Raw genomic sequence first — 19,064 nt, 5'->3', positions numbered from 1 at the left:
CCCTGAAAGAAACGGGCGGTTCGAAACGTGTTCGTCCTGTAACGTCCCTGCAAACCAGTGTTTCACACCAGCCCGCTTCGGACGAAGCTGCGGGCGATTAGCACGGTTTTGATGCGATCGCCAAGGCGGCGAATGCATTTCCTGTCTGCTCGCCCCGCAATTAAGGGGACAGCGCGGCCGTCAGGACTATCTTTTTTGTCACTTCCGGCCTGCTGTCCAGCAAAATATCACATCTGTCAGACCATCGCCATGCCGCCATTGACATGGATCGTGGCCCCGGTGACCCACCCGGCCTCATCAGAAGCAAGGTAAACCACGGCCGGGGCAATGTCCGCCGCCTGCCCCATGCGGCCAAGGGGAATGGATCCCACCAGCTTTTCCTTCTGTGCATCTGGCAGCACATCGGTCATGGCGGTCTGGACAAAACCCGGGGCCACGGTGTTGACGGTCACGCCACGGCTACCGGCTTCCTGCGCCAGCGACTTGCCCATGCCGATCATCCCGGCCTTGGCGGCGGCGTAATTGGCCTGCCCCGCATTGCCTGTCACCCCCACAACGGAGGCGATGTTGACAATCCGTCCCGCCCTGCGGCGCAGCATGCCCTTCAGGGCGGCGCGACACAGGCGGAAGGGGGCGGCCAGATCAACGTCCAGCACGCGGCTCCAGTCCTCGTCCTTCATCCGAATCGCAAGCGTGTCACGCGTCAGCCCGGCATTGTTGACCAGTATGGCCAGCGGGGCACCTGCCTTTTCCTCGGCGCTGGCGACCAGCGCGTCGGCTGCAGCAGCATCCGACAGGTCGGCGGGACAGACATGCAGCCGGTCCGCGCCACCTTCCGCGCCGATGGACGCCGCCACGTCCTCCAGCACCGCCTGCCGGGTGCCCGACAGCACCACGACCGCACCCTGCGCATGCAGCGCACGCGCGATCTCGCGCCCGATTCCACCTGATGCCCCGGTAACCAGAGCAACCTTTCCGTCCAGCCTGAACATGACCTGTCCGTTCCCTTCGGTATCCATCAATTCAACATGATCCCACGACTGAAGCCGTGGGACAGATGCCTGTTTCAGCGCGCGGCCAGGCAGGCCTCGATATCGGCCGGGGTCCCGACCGAACGGGTGGCCACGTCGCCATTGATCCGCTTAACCAGCCCGGCCAGCACCTTGCCCGAACCGATTTCCACAAAACTGTCGACACCCATGGCCACCATGGCGTCAACGCTTTCACGCCAGCGCACCGTGCCGGTCACCTGACGCACCAGCAGATCGCGGATCGTGGCCGGGTCGGTGACCTTGGCCGCCGTCACATTGGCCACCACGGGCACGACCGGGGCCTTGATGTCCGTGTCAGCAAGGGCCACACGCATTTCCTGGGCGGCAGGGGCCATCATCGAGCAATGGAACGGGGCAGAAACCGGCAGCCTGAGCGCCCGCTTGACGCCCTGCGCCCTGGCCAGGGCGATGACACGGTCAATGGCCGCCGTCTCGCCCGCCACGACCACCTGGCCGCCGCCATTGTCGTTAGCGACTTCAAGCACCTGCATGTGGGCCTTGCCCGCGTCGTCGGTAAAGGTCGCGGCTTCCGCGCACAGGCTGGCGGCGCGATCCATGTCCATGCCCACGCCAATCAGAGCGGCCATGCCTCCCTCGCCCGGCGGCACGGCCTTCTGCATGGCGTTGCCGCGCAGGCGCAGCAGGCGGGCCGTCTGGGCGATACCCAGCGCGCCTGCTGCCGCAAGGGCCGAATATTCACCCAGCGAATGTCCGGCCACCAGCGCTACGTCACGCTTCAGGTCCACGCCCCCATCACGTTCAAGTACCCGCAGCACCGCCAGCGAGACCGCCATCAGCGCGGGCTGGGCATTGTCGGTACGGGTCAGATCCTCCATCGGCCCTTCGAACATGAGCTTCGAGAGGTGCTGGCCCAGGGCATCATCCACTTCCTGGAACACTTCCCGCGCAGGGGCGAATGCCTCGGCCAGATCGCGTCCCATTCCAACAGACTGACTTCCCTGACCGGGGAAAACAAAAGCTTGCACAGGCATGACTTCCATCCACACTCATATTGTTTTTCGGTTCCACCGCGTGATGCGGGTTGCGACAGGCAGTGTCAATCACCATCCCGCCCTGCGCGCAGGCGGTACCATGCCAGCAGCAGCCCATCCCACGGCAGCGCCGCCCCTTCGCGCAGGCGCCAGAACCAGCGTCGTCCCAACCGCTGCGCGGCAGGCGCATCTGGCGGGGGCACACGCACCACCTGCCACCCCATCATCCGCATGAGCAGCAGGCAACGCGGCAGGTGATAGGCGCTGCTGGCCACGCCAACCGGCCCCACATATCCCCGTCGCCGCAATAGTCTTGTGCACCGGATGACGGAGGCCAGCGTATCGGGGGCCGTATCCTCCATCATGATGGCATCGGACGGGACGCCCCTGCCGCACAGCATATCAGCCATGACGGCCGCCTCCCGCCGCCCAGAGGGAAGCGAAGGGCCTCCGGTGGGCACATACACCACCTTGCCCCATTGCCCGCCAAAGGCATGGGCCGCCGCCACGCGCAGCCGCAGCGTACGCGTGGGCATGCCGTCAGGTTTCAGTTTCGCGCCGAATATGACGACCGGCAGGCCGTCGTCCCCCCACGCCTGTCCCGCCATGGTCAGTGCGGCGCGCGCAGCAGCACCCGGTTCAGCGATTCCAGCGTGGTGAAGACCTGCTCCCAGACCTTTGCGAACCGACCGGCGGACAGGCCACGCGTTTCCATGATCGCGGCGATCTCCCCCACCGTGCGCTCCCCATCGATCAGGGGCAGGATGCCGCGCGTCTGCGGCGGCACGGCGATGGCGACCTGCAACGTGCCAAAGGCGAAAGGCAGCCGGTCATCGCCACCAATCATGCGGGCCAGTTCGATACCGGGAATTTCCCGCATGATGGGCACGGCATCCGCCGCCATGGAATCTGCGCGGACTACGGGCTCGCTGATCCGGCGCACATAGGCGACATGGGTGGCCATGTTGCCTGCCACGTCCTCCGCCACGGCCTGGCGGGCACGTTCGGGCAGGGCCGCAATCCGTTCGCGCAGGCGCGGGTCGGGCAGCAGCAGGGCGGGGTCGTAACGGGCCGGTTCCATCAGGCACGCAGTCGCCAGCCCCGCGCGGTCCAGCAGGCCGTGGAAGGCAGTGATGTCATACGCCCGGTCACGCGGGTTGAGCAGCAGGTCATACAGCCCTGCATCCCCACCGGTCAGGTGATCGCCAAAATTGCCGTTCTGCCGCAGCCACGCTGTGGCCGGCAGATGCCGCATGACACGACGCGCCACGTCCAGCCGCTGCTTCGGCGCATCCGCCACCGGGGCCAGACGCTCCAGCGCGTCCTGCAGCATGTACACGCCCGTGCGCCCGTAAGGCGCATAGACCATGAGGCCCATTCCCCCACCGGGGGCCAGCACGCCCTCCAGTGCCGCAAGCCCGGCATCGGGGTCTGGCAGATGGTGCAGCACGCCACAGCAGTCAATATAGTCAAACGGTCCGGAAGCTACCGTAGCAAGGTCGGTCAGGTCACCGCGCAAGAAGCGCATGTTTTCCAGCCCCCGCACCTGTGCCCGCGCCCGCGCCGTTTCCAGCGCCACGGGGGAGCGGTCGAGGCAAAGCACCTCCCCTGCCCGTCCCGCGCGCGCCATGTGGGTGGCCAGCATGACCGCGCCATCGCCCGTGCCACATCCGGCCACCAGTACCCGCAACGGCAGTGATTGCGGCCGGGTGGCCCCGAAGACCCAGTAATCGATTTCACGCAGGTGACTGGGGCTGCCGATCAGCAGGCGGCTCTTTTCCTCACGCGGGTCGCGGGCGGGATAGGGATACTGCTCGTACTGGGCCTGTAGCCCGGCGTCACGCGCATCATGGGCGGGTGGGGCATCGGTTTCATGCTGGCTCATGACATGGGCCTCAGCGCGGCAGCAGCTTGCCGCGCTGCCAGGCCTCGGCGGCTTCGTCGGCGCTCATGCCATCAAAACGCATGGCGTGGTCCAGCGCGCTGACCACCTTGTTGCCCAGCGTCAGTTCATCCAGCTCATCCAGCAGATCCTGATCCATGTCGACCCGCACGGCGGAGCGTAGCAGGATACGCGCGTCCTGTTCGGCCCCGTACGCGCCCTTCGGGTCATCCAACTGCGCCAGCCGCTGCCCGTAATGCAGGAAGGAGGGCTGCCATGTCGGGATAATTTCGGGCAGGCCACCGGCGAGGATATGAGCCGCGTGGTCGTACGCTTCCGCATCGGGGCGGCTGGCGATGGTGTATCCCGCTTCCGTCAGGTTGTAGGCCGCGACAACCTGACGCACGCGGTCCAGGATGGAGTCCGGGGTCACGATCTCACGACCGATGGGGCAGCCCTCACCCGCCAGCTGGGCCACCGACGTGATTCCGGTCGCCGCCGCTTCGGGCACGCACCAGCCAAAGGCAGGGCGGTACAGCTGGCCAAATGCTTCCATGCCCAGGTCGGGGGCAAGGAAGGCGGCATCAACATCAGGCAGCCATGCGGACACGAACAGGTCCACATCGCCACGGCGCATGTGTTCCACCATTTCGGCGCGGGCGGCCACGACGTATTCGATTTCAAGTTCATAGGCTTCAAGCACGCGCGCCACGGCTGCCGCCGACGCCTGCTGCAGGGTATTGTCCAGATGACCCAGGGTCACGGTTGTCATGTAATCTCACTCCTTGATGGATGGGGCCGATCCGTCAGCCCTGCTGCTGGGGCACACGCAGGCGGCCGGTCTGGACCGGAACCTTGCGCTGGGGATGCGTGGAAGGAACGGCATAATCGAACACGAGGGTGCTGATGATGAAGGGGGCCGCGAATTTCTTGAAGGCTTCATGCGCGGGATCGAAATAGGCCGGATCGGTCACGACCGGACGGCCAACGTAGTAATTGCGATCCCCTTCGGAATTGAACGTGACGATAAAGGCCTGCTGCAATCCCTCATCCTGCCCTTCCCCGCTCATCTGCGCACCTGTCTCGATGGAGGCGACGACAGGGCTGCCATCGCTGCGCCGGGAAATCTGGCGCAGCGCCATGAAGCGACGAACGACCTCCGCGCGCTGGGCGTCGGTAATGACCGGCAGAAAGCGGAACATGACGATATGCCGCACCGTGCCCGGATGGAAACCGGGGGATGTAAAGGTCACCAGTCCCACCTGGGACGCGATCAGCCGTTCGGCATGGGCGGCGTCGCTGATCTGGGCTTCGGGCGGGGTATCCGTCCCTGCCGTGTCGGGGGCCGCTGGCGCATCCGCCCGCGCCGTGCCCGCCAGCACAAGGCAGCCTGCCGCCACAACGGCAAGATACCGCATCTTCATGTCCCGAACCTTCATTATGTCTGTCTTCATTCCTGTCTGTGGGTGGACGGCGGTCAGGCCGCCGCCATGACGCGCGCGAATTGGCGCTGGCGCATCATGATGAGGTGGTACACCCCCCTGGCAATCAGCGCATGCAGCCGTCCGTGCGGCGTCCACCCGATTGTCTTGAGGATCATGCCCGTCACCCGCACGGCATGCCGTGGCTGGTAAAAGCGCAGCGCGCGCGACATGTAGGCCGCGATGCAGCGTTTGTGGTCATAGGGCACGGTACTGGGTTCATTGGTGGTGTGGAAGGCGGAAGCCAGCTCATCATCCTCGCTTTCCGTCACCCGGCCCAGGGCAATGCGCGTGCGCTGCCATACCCCAAGGTGCTCGCGCCGCAGGTAGCGCCGCATGTGGTCATAGAACAGCTTGAAATGACGGTATTCATCCGCCGCGATCTGCCGGCATATCGCCTTGAGCACGGGTTCGTCCGTGGCGTCGGCCAGTGCGGTGTAGAATGAGGAGGTACCCGTTTCCACCATGCAGCGCGCGATCAGTTCCCCCGTGCGCGACCCACGGATGGAAGCATCCACATCCAGATCCAGCCGGTAGGACTGCCGATACCGGTCAAACGCCGCCATGTAGTCCCATGACGGGTCTGCCAGCATGGCCCACCGGCCCAGGGCATCGCCATGCTGCACCTCTTCCTGTGCCCAGTTATCCGCCGCCTGGCTGAAATCAGGATCATCGGCGAATACATTCTTCAGATAACAGGCATAATCCAGGCCATTCCGTTCAACGACCGAAGCGGCCTTGACCAATGGGACAATGTCAGGGTCCACACGTCGCGGATCGAAACGGTCCCAGTCCATCTGTTCAATGCGCCAGTGTTTCATCGCTACCTGTTCTTCTGCATTTTCTCCATGACGGCGCGCCGCGCGTGCCATTGCTGGAGACGACATGACACATGTTTCATGTTTACGCCAATCCCGCATCCATCCCACCCCTGTCATTCCGGGGCCATATCGTGCTAGGGGCGTAGCCCGACACCGCCAATAAGAACGACAGATTGGGTCGCCAAATGAATATTCACGAATATCAGGCAAAGGCGCTTCTGCGCTCCTACGGCATGCCCGTGCCTGAAGGACGTGCCGCCACCACCGCAGCGGAAGCCGTTGATGCCGCCCGCGCCCTGAATGCGCCGGTTACGGTGGTCAAGGCACAGATCCACGCGGGTGGGCGCGGCGCCGGGCATTTCGCGGGAAAACCCGAAGGCAAGGGCGGCGTACGTCTGGCCCGCGACACGGGCGAAGTCAGCGATGCCGCCACAGCCATGCTGGGTGAAGTGCTGGTCACCAAACAGACCGGCCTGATGGGCCGGCTTGTACGCACGCTATATATCGAATCCGGCTGCGATATTGCGCGTGAACTGTATTTTTCCATGCTGGTCGATCGCGGCACGGGCCAGATCGTCATTGTGGCATCCCCCGATGGCGGTATGGAAATCGAGGACGTGGCGGCCCGCACGCCTGAACGCATCCTCAAGGAATATGTCGACCCGGCCAAGGGGCTGTGTGATTACCAGTCGCGCGACCTTGCCGTGCGCCTCGGCCTGAAGGGGCGTGAGATCAGAGCGTTCCAGAACGTCGTGCGTTCCGCCTACAACGCCTTTACCGGCCTTGACGCCGCGATCGTGGAAATCAACCCGCTGGTCGTGACCGGTTCGGGCGACCTGCTGGCGCTGGACGCCAAGATGTCGTTCGATGAAAACGCGCTGTTCCGCCACCCCGAACTGGCGAAGCTGCGTGACGTGCACGAGGAAGACCCGCGTGAGCGCGAAGCCGCCGAATACGGGCTGGCCTATGTCGGACTGGATGGCAACATCGGCTGCATGGTCAATGGCGCGGGCCTGGCGATGGCGACGATGGACATCATCAAGATGGAAGGCGAGGAGCCTGCCAACTTCCTTGATGTCGGTGGTGGCGCATCCAAGGAACGGGTGGCGGCCGCCTTCCGCATCCTGATCGGCGATCCGAAGGTGCGCGGCATCCTTGTCAACATCTTCGGTGGCATCATGCGCTGCGACGTGATTGCGGAAGCCATCATCGCCGCATCGCACGAAACCGGGCTGAGCGTCCCGCTGGTCGTGCGCCTGGCGGGCACGAATGTCGAACGCGGCAAGGCGCTTCTGGCTGAATCCGGCCTGACGATCATCCCCGCCGATGACCTGGGCGATGCCGCCCGCAAGATCGTATCCGCCGTCCGTAATGCGGGAGCCTGAGTGAATGTCCATTCTTGTCAACCAGTCCACCAAGGTGATCACGCAGGGCTTTACCGGCGCGCAGGGCACCTTCCACACTGAACAGGCCATTGCCTATGGCACCCGCATGGTCGGTGGCGTCACACCGGGCAAGGGCGGCAGCCTGCACCTTGGCCTGCCGGTATTCGACACCGTAGCGCAGGCGCGTGAAGCGACCGGGGCCGATGCCTCCGTCATCTACGTGCCGCCCGCGGGCGCTGCGGATGCGATCCTTGAGGCAATTGCCGCCGGCATCCCGCTGATCGTATGCATTACCGAAGGCATCCCGGTGCAGGACATGGTGCGCGTGCGCGCGGCCCTCGAACGCTCCGACAGCCTGCTGATCGGCCCCAACTGCCCCGGCATCATCACGCCGGATGAATGCAAGATCGGCATCATGCCCGGCCCGATCCACCGCCGTGGCCATGTGGGCATCGTTTCACGCTCGGGCACCCTGACCTATGAGGCCGTAGCCCAGACATCGGCCATTGGCCAGGGGCAGAGCACCTGTGTCGGTATTGGCGGCGACCCGGTCAAGGGCATGGATTTTACCGATGTCCTTGAACGCATGATCGCGGACCCGGACACGCATTCCATCGTCATGATTGGTGAAATCGGCGGCACATCCGAAATCGATGGCGCCGAACTGATCCGCGCCAGTGGCACGCGCAAGCCGGTCGTGGGTTTCATCGCCGGCGCCACCGCACCGCCGGGCCGTCGCATGGGCCATGCGGGTGCCGTGATTACCGGCGGGCACGAGACCGCCAGCGCCAAGATCGAGGCCCTGCGTGAAGCGGGCATCCATGTCGCCCCCAGCCCTGCCGAGCTGGGCACGACACTGGCCCGCGTGCTGGGCTGACCCATACTTCCGGCGATGGCCCCATAACAATAAAAGTATGGTCATCGCCGGTTTTGTATGGCACAGCCGGAAAAGTTTTCCACTTCACCGCCAGAGGATCCAGACCGATGCCCGATGGGAGCAGCCCGGACACCCTGTCCATGCACGCCGGGGCCACCAGCCTGCCCCCCATAAGGACAGACTGGACGCGTGACGAAGTCGCAGCCCTTATGGCGCAGCCCTTCCCGGACCTGATCTACCGCGCACAGACGGTGCATCGTGCCCGTTTCGACCCCACGGAAATGCAGATTTCCACCCTGCTGTCGATCAAGACCGGCGGTTGCCCCGAAGACTGCGCCTATTGCCCGCAGAGCGCCGTGCATGAGGATGGCGGCGTGAAGGCCAGCCGCCTGATGGCCGTGGAAGAAGTGCTGAAGGAAGCCCGCGCCGCCAAGGCCGCAGGCGCGGCACGTTTCTGCATGGGTGCGGCGTGGCGCAGCCCCAAGGAACATGATCTTGAGACCGTGTGCGCCATGGTCGAGGGCGTGAAGGCGCTGGGACTGGAAAGCTGCGTGACACTGGGCATGCTCGATAACCGTCAGGCGCACAGGCTCAAGGATGCCGGGCTGGATTACTACAACCACAACATCGATACCTCGCCCGAATATTATGGCGACATCATTTCCACCCGCACCTTTCAGGACCGTCTTGACACGCTGGAAAACGTGCGCGATGCCGGGATCAATGTCTGCTGTGGCGGCATTGTCGGCATGGGGGAAGACATCACGGACCGTGCGGGCATGATCGCGACGCTCGCCAGCCTGCCCCGCCATCCCGAAAGCGTGCCGATCAACATGCTGGTGCGCGTGGAAGGCACCCCGCTGGCGGACAGGGCGGCAGCGGTTGACCCGATCGAATTCGTGCGCACCATCGCCGCCGCCCGCATCACCATGCCTGCCAGCCGCGTACGTCTTGCCGCAGGCCGCGAAGACATGAGTGATGAAGCCCAGACGCTGTGCTTCCTTGCTGGCGCCAATTCCATTTTTTATGGCGAACGCCTGCTGACAACGCCCAATCCGGCAGCCCTGCGTGACCGGCAGTTGCTTGACCGGCTGGGCATGCATACATCACACAAACAGGGCTGAACCCGACGCAGCCGGGCGCGGGACCGGCTGGGGCAGTTCCCACGCGTGGTGCCCTTTTTCCGGCCGCGTGCATTACGAAATCTGGAACATGTCCTATACCGTAAAGGAAATATTCCCCACCCTGCAGGGCGAGGGCGCGCAGGCGGGCCGTACGGCAGTATTCTGCCGGTTTACGGGGTGTAACCTGTGGTCGGGTCTGGAACGCGACCGGGACCGAGCCACCTGCCGGTTCTGTGATACGGATTTCATCGGCACCGACGGCCCCGGTGGCGGTCGCTTCGCGGATGCGGACCATCTGGCCGACGCCATTGCCGCACAATGGCCCGCACGGGACAGGAAAGGGGCCTTCGTTGTCCTGACCGGCGGTGAACCCCTGTTGCAGCTTGATGATGCGCTGATTGCGGCATTACATGCACGCGGCTTTGAAATCGCGGTGGAAACCAATGGCACCATGGCCGCACCGGACGGGATCGACTGGATATGCGTCAGCCCCAAGGCCGGTGCGGATCTGGTCCAGACGCATGGACATGAACTGAAGCTGGTCTATCCCCAGCCGGACCTGCTGCCCGATCAGGTGGCCGGGCTTGATTTCCAGCAGTTCTGGCTCCAGCCAATGGATAATGCCAATCGTGCCCGCAACACCACCGATGCGGTCACGTATTGCATGTATCACCCGCAATGGCGGTTGTCATTGCAGACCCACAAGCTGATCGGGATACCCTGATATGAGCGTTCCCCCTCCCCCATCCCATCCTGAAAATGAAGCTGCACTGGTCCTGTTTTCCGGCGGTCAGGATTCAGCCACCTGCCTTGCATGGGCACTGGCGCGTTTTGGCCGGGTGGAGACGCTTGGTTTCGATTACGGGCAGCGCCATGCGGTTGAACTGGAATGCCGCGCAGCCCTGCGCGACGGGATGGCGAGACAGAATGCCCGGTGGGCCGAGCGTCTGGGCGCGGACCATACACTCGACCTTGCCGCCCTTGGCACCGTATCGGACACGGCGCTGACGCGTGAAGCCAAGATCACAATGAGCGAAAACGGCCTGCCCAACACATTCGTACCCGGTCGCAACCTGATTTTCCTGACCTTTGCCGCGGCCCTGGCTGCACGCCGCAACATCCGCCATATCGTGACCGGCGTGTGCGAGACTGATTATTCCGGCTACCCTGACTGCCGCGATGACACGATCAAGTCCCTGCAGGTAACGCTCAACCTTGGCATGGACGCCCACTACGTGCTGCACACGCCATTGATGTGGATAGACAAGGCACAGACATGGGAACTGGCCCACCAGCTGGGTGGTGATGCGCTTGTCCACCTGATCAACCGCGAAAGCCATAGCTGCTACCTTGGCACACGTGGTACCCTTCATGCATGGGGACATGGCTGCGGCACCTGCCCTGCCTGCAGATTGCGCAAGGCGGGATGGGAGCAGTACATGGCGGCACGCCAGCATGTTTGAACTGGTTTTCACCCGGCGCTTTTCCATGGCGCACCGGCTGCTGGCGGGCGAAAGCGAACGCTGCGCCCTGCCCCATGGCCATAATGAATATATCCGCGTCCACCTGCGCGCCACGAACCCGACGGCACTGGACGGCCGCACCAACATGGTCATGCCCTTCCAGCGGGCGAAGGGTATCTGGCATGGCTTTATCGACAACCATGTCGACCATGCCCTGCAACTGTCGGAAGATGATCCCCTGCGCGCATGGTTTGCCCGGCACGAACCACAGCGTGCGCAGCGCATACTGGTCACACCCGGCGACCCCACGACCGAACTGCTGGCCTGCCTGCTTATGGCCAAGCTGAATGCCTTCCTTGCCGCCGATAACGGGACGCTGACCTGCGCCAGCATTGAAATCGAGGAAACACCCACCAACACGGTCCGTTACAGTGGCGACCCGCTGGCGGTCCTGCCCCAGCCGCGTCCCGCCCCGCACTGCTGGTGGCGGCGTGCGGACACGACCATTTCCGATACCTGATTACCCTTCTGCCCCGAAAGGCCCCGTTTTTTTCATGTCTGCACTCGCCCGTTACCGTCAGGAATGGTTCGGTAACATCACGCGCGACACACTGGCCGGTATGGTCGGCACGTTTGCGCTGATCCCCGAAGTCATTGCTTTTTCCTTTGTCGCGGGGGTCGATCCCGCAGTCGGGCTTTATGCGTCTTTTGTCATAAGCGTCGTGATCGCCTTTACCGGCGGCAGGCCGGGCATGATATCCGGGGCAGCCGGGTCCGTAGCCCTGGTGGCCGCAGCCCTGGTTCGCGCCCATGGGGTGCAGTATCTTCTGGCCGCGACCCTGCTATGTGGCCTGTTGCAGGTTGTGTTCGGTATCCTGCGGCTGCATGTGCTGATGCGCTATGTCTCGCGCCCGGTGCGGACCGGGTTTGTCAATGCGCTGGCCATCCTGATCTTTTCAGCGCAGGTCCCGCATATGCTGCATGTGACATGGCATACCTATGCCATGATCGCGCTGGGGCTGGTGATCATCTACACCCTGCCCCGACTTTTCTCCGCCATCCCGTCACCACTGATCTGCATTGTTGTGCTGACCGTAGTGTCGATGCTGTACCCCATGCCGCTGCATACGGTCGCCGACCTTGGCCGCCTGCCTGACAGCCTGCCGCATCTGGTCTGGCCTGATGTACCGTTCTCGCTTGATACACTCAACATCATTGCACCCTTTGCGCTGGCGATGGCCAGCGTAGGTGTGCTGGAATCCATGATGACGGCCCGCGTGGTGGATGACCTGACGGAAACCCACAGCAGCAAGCGGCAGGAATGCATGGGGCTGGGTATCGCCAATATCGCCGTCGGCCTGTTTGGTGGCATCGCGGGGTGTGGCATGATCGGACAGACCGTAGGTAACCTGCGTTATGGCGGGCGGGGACGGCTTTCCACTTTCGTGGCGGGCGCCTTCCTGCTGCTGCTTATGGTGGCGCTGCGCCCATGGGTGGCGCAGGTGCCGGTGGCAGCCCTTGTGGCAATCATGATCATGGTGTCGGCCAGCACGTTTTCATGGTCATCGCTACGTGACCTTGTCCATCATCCCCGCACCACCAGTGTCATCATGCTGGCGACGGTGGCAGTTGTCGTGGGCACGCATGACCTTGCTGCAGGTGTTGCCGTGGGCGTACTGCTGAACGGGCTGTTTTTTGCCTTTCAGGTATCCAGCATGCTGTCAGTCAGCAATACGCTTTCGGCTGATAACCAGACGCGGACCTATATCGTGAACGGGCAGGTCTTCTTTGCCTCATCCGACAGCTTTGCCGATGCATTCGACCTGCATGATACCGCCCGCCACATCACGATCGACCTGACCCATGCCCATTTATGGGACATGACGGCCGCCGGCATGCTGGAAGAGCTGATTGGCAAGATGGAGGCACAGGGCATGGATGTACAGCTGATCGGACTGAATGGCGCCAGTACCCGACTTCTGACCAGGCATACACGGCTGCAGCCGGCATAATGACAGGTATGGTGGGCTGGATGGGCCCACCCCATTAAGCTGTTGAAAATTTCCGGGAGTCACCTTTTTTAAAAAAGGCGGCACTCTTGCCTGATTACGAACCCGGCACACGCAACGGATGCCCTGCCGGGCAAAAGGCTGATCCCTATTTTTTCTTTGTCGTCGTCGCAGCGGCAGGCAGGGCAAAAGGATCTGCGACGGTGGTCGTGCCCGCCCGCTTTGCCCAGCGATCAGCCGCAGCCCTGTCACCCGCCTGTCGCGCGCTCTGGCTGGCACGGGCATAAAGCTGGGCCGCTACCTGCGTATTTCCCGCCTTGTCAGCCGCACGGGCGGCAACGCCAAGCGCACGGGCCATATCACGGTAATCCACCTGCGTCTGGCGAAGGGTCGCCGCCTGCATGGCGTCCTGCATGGCGGTCTGTGTGCTACCGCCTGTAGCCAGCAGGTTACGGGCTGCAATTTCCTTTGCATCCGCCGTCCAGCCTGTCGGTACCTTTCCGGTCAGGTTCGCGAAATAGGCATCGACGGATGCCAGCGTGGTCTGATCGTTGCTGTCATCGGCAATCAAGCCACGGATCAGTTGGGCTTTTTCCACAATATCCGGGTCCTGTGCCGCCGCAGCACGTGTAGCGGCATCTGCTGCTTCGGTAGCGCGCCCCAGTCGACGCAGGGCACCCGCCTGCACCAGATCCAGCCCGGCATCATCACCCGTCTGCCCCCGCATCGCCAGAGCCGAACGCGTCGCGGTTACCGTGGACAGCGCATCCTGCGCCTTGTCCTCATCCAGCTGGACAGTGGCAAGGTTATAGCCCGCATCACCTATGGCCGTGACATCATCACGCGCGATAGCCCGCTGGCCTGCGGCACGGTACTGCTGTTCCGCCACCGAAAGACGTTCGAGGCCCACGGCATCCTTCGCGGTATCCATATCCTGCAACAGGGTGGCGTCACCCGGCTGGGTAACTGCCTGGCCCCCACCACATCCTGCCAGCGCAAAGGCAAGGCCGAGGACTGCATATTCCTTCTTCATTCTCATGGCTGCACCTTCTGCGCCGGAAGGCGGGCATGGTTATGCTTCGCCGCCTTGTTGCCATTACCGCCCAGTATCCACAGACCGCGCATCTGATCGACCAGCTTCTGCAGGCTGCTGGCGGTTGTCTGCGCCTGAACCAGAAGCACCGGCAGCTGCTGGCTGGCATCCTGCAGGTTATGGGTAATGGCCGGTGTCGCGTTGCTCAGGTCGCCCGTGGCCTTCTGCACGTTGGTCATGCTGGCGCTCGCCTTGTCCATGACACCCGCAAGCTGTTTTTCGATCGGTGTCAGCTGTGCAATGGTGGCGTTAAGGCTGGTAATCATCTGTTCAGCCTGACGGATCAGGTCGTCATTGGTCATGAGACGCCCGATGGAGCCCTTGCCCGCATGCATGTCCGTAATGGTGGCGTCCAGCGTTGCCATCATGTGCTGGGCATTGTCCAGAACCGGGATGACACGGTCACGGATGTCACTGAAGGTCTGGGTAATGGTGTCAGCCGGGTTGGGCGCGTTGGTGGCGCTCAGCACAGCATAGCTCCAGTCCAGCTTGTCCCCCGTCCCGCGTGAAACATCGATGTAGCTGGCCCCGGCCACCACGAAGCGCTTGCGGATGATGGCCGTGCTGTCACGACGGATATAGGGTTCAATATCGGGATCGATCTCGGCAATGGCGTACATGCCCCCCGACGGATTGATCCGCACGCGCCGCACGGTGCCCGCATGGATGCCCATGACCTCCAGATCGTCACCAACCGACAGGCCACTGACACCGTTTTCGGGCAGCACGATCCGCAGCCTGCCCGCCGGCGTCAGCCAGTCACGCAGCACGCCGGCCTCGATCACCGCACCAAGCAGGATGACAAGGGCCACAAGGACCAGTATCCCCACCCATTCATCGGCGTAACGGACGCGCACAAGCTGCCGGATTCCGTCTGACTGTTGTTTCTGGACCATTACACCACCCGCATGGGAAAAAGACCTTCGTCAAGAAGGCGCATGTGGATATTCACCGCCTTGCGATATTCATGCCAGGCCGCCGCGGAACGGACGAACCATAACACGCCACAGCCACGATCCCGCGCCGTGGTCATCATTTCAAGAAACGGCAGGACATTCTCTTCTGGCAGCGTGTCGGATATATCCTCCAGCACCAGCAGGTCCGGCCGCCCCATGAAGGCACGTACACACGCCGCCCGAGCCAGATCCGCACCCGACAGCCGGTCGGGCGCGGACGTTGGCAGGCCGGGAAAACCAAACCGATGCCCCAGTTCAGTGGCATGCAGGACCACGTTATCAAACGGGTCCATGGTATGGTACAGGTGTGGCAGCATGATATTGAGATGCGTGCCAAACAGGTTGAGCCAGCTGCTGTTGCGCGAAATGCGGCCAATACGCCCACGCAGCGCATAGAGCTGCCGGTCGTGCAGGGCGCTCCAGTCCAGCCCCATGAACCTGATATTGCCCTGCGTCAGCGAAACCATGCCTGAACACAGGTCGGCAAACATGGCGGCCCGTTCAAAATCGCGACAATCGATCACCGCGCATTCACCGGGCATGATGCGCAGGTTGTATGGCGCAGGCATGAGGCCGGTTTCCTCGAACGACGGCACGACGTCACGCAGTTCCAGCAGGGGAGCGTTGGCTGTCATGTCAGAAATCCAGCATGAAGAGGATATTGACCACCAGCACCAGCATGATCCCGCGCGCAAATCCACGCGGCATGATGGTGGCCATCGTGTCATTGCTGCTGACGGTCAGGCCCGAAACACATGACCCCACCCCGACAAAGAAACCGACCAGCACGAATTTCAGCGGAATAATCAGGTAATCCCATGTCGTCATCGCAGCAAGGACATTGAAGAAGAATGTCCAGACCGAGGACGTGATGGCCCCCGTGGAATGGGCGACCACAAACCCCATCAGCAGCGATACAACGGCAAAGATCATGCCCAGCGTAAAGCCACCCAGCGTAAAGGCGAACGTACGCGGCATGATCAGCGCCAGAAACGGGTCAATACCGCGCGCCTGTAACGCCCGCACTTCTCCACCCAGCACCATCATGCCGATTTCGGTCAGCGACAGCATGCCGCTGCGCCCCATGATGATGATGCCAACAAGGATGGGGGAAATTTCACGCACCAGCACGGAAACAAGGATCGACCCCGTCATCTGCGCCATGCCTGCATAACCCAGCCAGTACGCAGCCTGTGACACCACCATAAGACCCGTCAGCGTCGCGGTGATCACGATACTAAGGAAACCGCCACTGACAACCTGCCGCAGGGTGGCGCGGAATTCATAGATAACCGGCCTGCGCCATGAATTGGACCGCATGCTTTCGCGCAGCACGCCCCACCCGGCGCCAATCACCAGCAGGGTGTAACGCACCTGATGCCGCGTCAGCCGCCCAAGGGCTGCAAGCCACGGCGCAAAACGCCGCAGCAGATGCACCAGACGACCGGCGTCATCCGGCTGGGGAACAGCCATGGGGCCTGTCTGTGGCGCCGCGCGCTCAGGGGCCTGGGTTGGCGTATCGGTCATCGCCGTCCGGCCAGCACATAAGTACGTGTCAGCCCCATGCCAGGAATGAAGAACCGGCCACGTTCACGAAACAGGAAGTACTGACGCAGGCGTTGGTAAACATTTTCCGATACCTGGATCGTGCCGACATCCGGCGCGCCCTGCGCCATCATCTCGGCCATGCCCATGGCATCCCCCCACAGGTTGAACGCCTGCGGGTTCTTGCCCAGCATGCCGCCAAATACCGGCCCGACATCAATACCGATGCGGAAGACCGGGTCCAGATCCGCTTTCGACAGCATGGCCAGCACGTTTTCACGCATCATGAGCGCAGCATTCGCCATGCGGAACACCGCCCCCTTGTCCGGCGTGCGCGAACACCCCGCTATACAGACGACGCGATGCCCCAGCATGCGGATGGAATACAGCCCGCACTGATGGGCAATATCCTGCAACGCAGCCGCCATGTCATCAATCAGCTTGATATTGGCGGCCGGATCATTCTGGGCCGTCATGATCATGTCAGACAGGCTGATGACCATGATGGTGACGGCGGGATAGAATCCTTCCATCTGGCTCAGGTCCGTAGCGTTCGGCTGTCCGTTTATGGACAACGCACCCGGGGCCAGCAGGAATCCCTGGCTGGGATCGTGAAGTTCCTCTGTGGCTGCGGGCTCCGTTTCCAGTTCCTCACGCGCGGCGGCCACCGCAGTATAATGCTGGGCGGAAAAACGGACCGCCGCCACACCTGCAACCATCTGCACGAAATGATAGACCATTTCCGCCTGCGGCGCATCTTCCAGCGTGATGACCCCGACCGGACCACCATTCCCCACGATCGGGCAGCAGACCAGGGATTTACTGCCAAAAGCACGCATGTACACACGGTAGAATGCTGTCGTGTGCTCATCCGTATCGGCAGCGGTCGTGGCCAGGCGGTCACCATGGAATACGGCGTCGAAAAAGCTTTTCAGGTCCGTGGTGGACATTTCAAAGCCGCCGGAATGCACGTCCTGCAATCGATCATAGGAATCGATGCACATGAGCGTATGGCCATCATGCAGGATCCGCCAGATGGCGGCCCTTCTGGCCTCGGACTGTTCAGCCAGCTTCTTGGTCAGAATCAGGGCATTGTCTTCGGGATTGAACAGTTCCTCGTATTGCGCGACCTCCTGCAGGGCATCACTTTCGTGACCGGCGACCCGCCTCATCCTGGCGATCAGGTTACGCAGGCCGTCACTGCGGCGCGCCTGCAGGAACAGCAGCAGCCCGAAGCCCAGCGCCATGATCACAACCAGAACGAAGAAGATCAGGTTCTGCTGTCCGCCCGCCATGGCGAAACGTGAGAAATCATCCTCGGGCGCCACCAGCAGCAGCACCCAGCTATCCTTGCCGACCGGCAGGTTGGCGGTAATGGTCACATACCGTCGACCATTCACCTTGATGGTACGTGCGCCATAACCATGGACGCGGTATTCATCAAATGCCTTGGTCATGACCGGATATTTCACGGGATCCAGCGTCATCTTGGCCGGATCACCCTGCGCCTTGGTCTGGGTTTCCTGCATACCGTGACCGGCGACAACATTCCCGCCCTGCTGAAGCAGGATCGCGTTACCACTTTCACCGATTTTCAGCGAATTGAGAAAATTGTTGAGGTGGTTGAGGGACATGTTGATGGCATAGACATACGTCTTGTCATTACTGCCCTTGTACGGAACCGCCGCCGTAATGGTGATCTGCCTGGTGACTTCCACAAGGTAGGGAGGGGTCCAGATTTCCTGCCCGGCCTTGACCGCATCGGTAAACCATGCATGCCCGCGGGGGTCATATGTACCTGCCGGGGTCTGCCACTGCTTCAGCAGCTTGCCATCGCCGTCACGCAGTTCATGCGTGAAGATCGCCTTGGGCGTACCCACATCATGCAGGGTTGTAAGTGCGGTCTGGCCGGGCTGTTCACCATGTTCCAGCGTACTGAAATTGCCGTCGCTGTCGGCAATGTAGAAGGACTGGATCTGCGGAACATTCCGCATCATGGTGCTGCTGTAGCCGTTGAATATCTTCTGTTCGACCGCTGGGGCACCATGCTCGAGCATGTCGCGCGCCACGATCGCCCCGGCGGAGGCGGGCATGAGGAAGGAACTGACTTCCTTGGCAATATACTCCTGCTGGCTGACCAGCAGGTCATGCGTCAGGGTCAGCGCGCCAGTGCGGACGGTCTGGTAGGAATGCCACCCCACCCCGGCAATGACGGCAATGACCGTAACCACACCGGCCACCGGAATGCCGATATGATAGAGAAAGCGCCGGAACTGGTCGGAAGGGGCAATCGTGGGATCGACAATCTCGTCCGTGGACAATGCTCTCTTCCTGTTTCAATACAATCAGGTACGGCTAACGGGCGCAGACTAACCCAAACGTAC

The 19,064-nt window shown here is 62.5% G+C and carries 19 protein-coding genes; 7 read left to right on the top strand and 12 right to left on the bottom strand.

Going from position 1 to position 19,064, the window contains the following annotated elements; genetic code table 11:
- Nucleotides 1–236 precede the first annotated feature (236 nt).
- The 7 genes from fabG to MSKU9_RS00315 form a co-directional block, all read right to left on the bottom strand.
- Nucleotides 237–992 (bottom strand): 3-oxoacyl-[acyl-carrier-protein] reductase, encoded by a 756-nt coding sequence (gene fabG / locus MSKU9_RS00345; protein ID WP_141259398.1) that lies wholly within the window; start codon nt 990–992, stop codon nt 237–239.
- Nucleotides 993–1,066: 74 nt separating this feature from the next.
- Nucleotides 1,067–2,044 carry an ACP S-malonyltransferase gene (fabD, locus tag MSKU9_RS00340; RefSeq protein WP_141259377.1) on the bottom strand — a complete coding sequence of 326 codons (978 nt, stop codon included), beginning with the start codon at nt 2,042–2,044 and terminating at the stop codon, nt 1,067–1,069.
- A 65-nt stretch (nt 2,045–2,109) separates the two neighbouring features.
- Nucleotides 2,110–2,652: a YdcF family protein gene (locus MSKU9_RS00335; RefSeq protein ID WP_141259376.1), complete on the bottom strand. Its 543-nt coding sequence runs from the start codon at nt 2,650–2,652 to the stop codon at nt 2,110–2,112.
- A gap of 2 nt (nt 2,653–2,654) precedes the next feature.
- A complete protein-coding gene (locus tag MSKU9_RS00330; protein ID WP_141259375.1) occupies nt 2,655–3,929 on the bottom strand; it encodes a class I SAM-dependent methyltransferase in 1,275 nt (424 codons plus the stop codon).
- A gap of 10 nt (nt 3,930–3,939) precedes the next feature.
- On the bottom strand, nt 3,940–4,698 hold the full coding sequence (locus tag MSKU9_RS00325) for a glycine betaine ABC transporter substrate-binding protein (RefSeq protein ID WP_141259374.1): 759 nt from the start codon (nt 4,696–4,698) through the stop codon (nt 3,940–3,942).
- 34 nt (nt 4,699–4,732) lie between these two features.
- On the bottom strand, nt 4,733–5,350 hold the full coding sequence (locus MSKU9_RS00320; RefSeq protein WP_141259373.1) for a Dabb family protein: 618 nt from the start codon (nt 5,348–5,350) through the stop codon (nt 4,733–4,735).
- A 53-nt stretch (nt 5,351–5,403) separates the two neighbouring features.
- Nucleotides 5,404–6,228 carry an acyl-ACP desaturase gene (locus MSKU9_RS00315; protein WP_141259397.1) on the bottom strand — a complete coding sequence of 275 codons (825 nt, stop codon included), beginning with the start codon at nt 6,226–6,228 and terminating at the stop codon, nt 5,404–5,406.
- A 185-nt stretch (nt 6,229–6,413) separates the two neighbouring features.
- Between MSKU9_RS00315 and sucC the strand changes: the two genes are divergently transcribed.
- The 7 genes from sucC (at nt 6,414) to MSKU9_RS00280 (ending at nt 13,089) form a co-directional block, all read left to right on the top strand.
- Complete coding sequence (gene sucC / locus MSKU9_RS00310) at nt 6,414–7,613, top strand: ADP-forming succinate--CoA ligase subunit beta (RefSeq protein WP_141259372.1); 1,200 nt, start codon at nt 6,414–6,416, stop codon at nt 7,611–7,613.
- Nucleotides 7,614–7,617: 4 nt separating this feature from the next.
- Nucleotides 7,618–8,490 carry a succinate--CoA ligase subunit alpha gene (gene sucD, locus MSKU9_RS00305; protein ID WP_141259371.1) on the top strand — a complete coding sequence of 291 codons (873 nt, stop codon included), beginning with the start codon at nt 7,618–7,620 and terminating at the stop codon, nt 8,488–8,490.
- 107 nt (nt 8,491–8,597) lie between these two features.
- Nucleotides 8,598–9,614 (top strand): biotin synthase BioB, encoded by a 1,017-nt coding sequence (gene bioB / locus MSKU9_RS00300; RefSeq protein ID WP_141259370.1) that lies wholly within the window; start codon nt 8,598–8,600, stop codon nt 9,612–9,614.
- Between the two features lie 88 nt (nt 9,615–9,702).
- Nucleotides 9,703–10,338, top strand: a complete 636-nt coding sequence (queE, locus tag MSKU9_RS00295) for a 7-carboxy-7-deazaguanine synthase (RefSeq protein ID WP_141259369.1) — start codon at nt 9,703–9,705, stop codon at nt 10,336–10,338.
- Between the two features lies 1 nt (nt 10,339).
- Nucleotides 10,340–11,077, top strand: a complete 738-nt coding sequence (gene queC / locus MSKU9_RS00290; protein WP_141259368.1) for a 7-cyano-7-deazaguanine synthase QueC — start codon at nt 10,340–10,342, stop codon at nt 11,075–11,077.
- Complete coding sequence (locus MSKU9_RS00285) at nt 11,070–11,597, top strand: 6-pyruvoyl trahydropterin synthase family protein (RefSeq protein ID WP_141259367.1); 528 nt, start codon at nt 11,070–11,072, stop codon at nt 11,595–11,597. The genes queC and MSKU9_RS00285 overlap by 8 nt, the downstream gene beginning before the upstream one ends.
- A 34-nt stretch (nt 11,598–11,631) precedes the next feature.
- Nucleotides 11,632–13,089 carry a SulP family inorganic anion transporter gene (locus MSKU9_RS00280; protein WP_141259366.1) on the top strand — a complete coding sequence of 486 codons (1,458 nt, stop codon included), beginning with the start codon at nt 11,632–11,634 and terminating at the stop codon, nt 13,087–13,089.
- Between the two features lie 145 nt (nt 13,090–13,234).
- Here MSKU9_RS00280 and MSKU9_RS00275 read toward each other — a convergent pair whose 3' ends face one another.
- The 5 genes from MSKU9_RS00275 to MSKU9_RS00255 are packed head-to-tail and all read right to left on the bottom strand — an operon-like array spanning nt 13,235 to nt 19,001.
- Nucleotides 13,235–14,125, bottom strand: coding sequence for a hypothetical protein (locus MSKU9_RS00275; protein ID WP_141259365.1), 891 nt, complete (start codon nt 14,123–14,125; stop codon nt 13,235–13,237).
- Nucleotides 14,122–15,075 (bottom strand): MlaD family protein, encoded by a 954-nt coding sequence (locus tag MSKU9_RS00270; RefSeq protein ID WP_141259364.1) that lies wholly within the window; start codon nt 15,073–15,075, stop codon nt 14,122–14,124. The genes MSKU9_RS00275 and MSKU9_RS00270 overlap by 4 nt, the downstream gene beginning before the upstream one ends.
- Nucleotides 15,075–15,770: a P-loop NTPase family protein gene (locus MSKU9_RS00265; protein ID WP_141259363.1), complete on the bottom strand. Its 696-nt coding sequence runs from the start codon at nt 15,768–15,770 to the stop codon at nt 15,075–15,077. The genes MSKU9_RS00270 and MSKU9_RS00265 overlap by 1 nt, the downstream gene beginning before the upstream one ends.
- A gap of 1 nt (nt 15,771) precedes the next feature.
- Complete coding sequence (locus tag MSKU9_RS00260) at nt 15,772–16,662, bottom strand: MlaE family ABC transporter permease (protein WP_141259362.1); 891 nt, start codon at nt 16,660–16,662, stop codon at nt 15,772–15,774.
- Entirely contained in the window at nt 16,659–19,001 is a 2,343-nt protein-coding gene (locus MSKU9_RS00255; protein ID WP_141259361.1) for an adenylate/guanylate cyclase domain-containing protein, read from the bottom strand. Before MSKU9_RS00255 ends, MSKU9_RS00260 begins: the two co-directional genes overlap by 4 nt.
- Nucleotides 19,002–19,064 lie beyond the last annotated feature (63 nt).

Origin of the sequence: Komagataeibacter diospyri (assembly GCF_006538165.1) — a bacterium.
Taxonomy (GTDB): Bacteria; Pseudomonadota; Alphaproteobacteria; order Acetobacterales; family Acetobacteraceae; genus Komagataeibacter; species Komagataeibacter diospyri.
The sequence above is the reverse complement of the archived record's forward strand: the minus strand, read 5'-3'. Positions and strand labels throughout refer to the sequence as shown.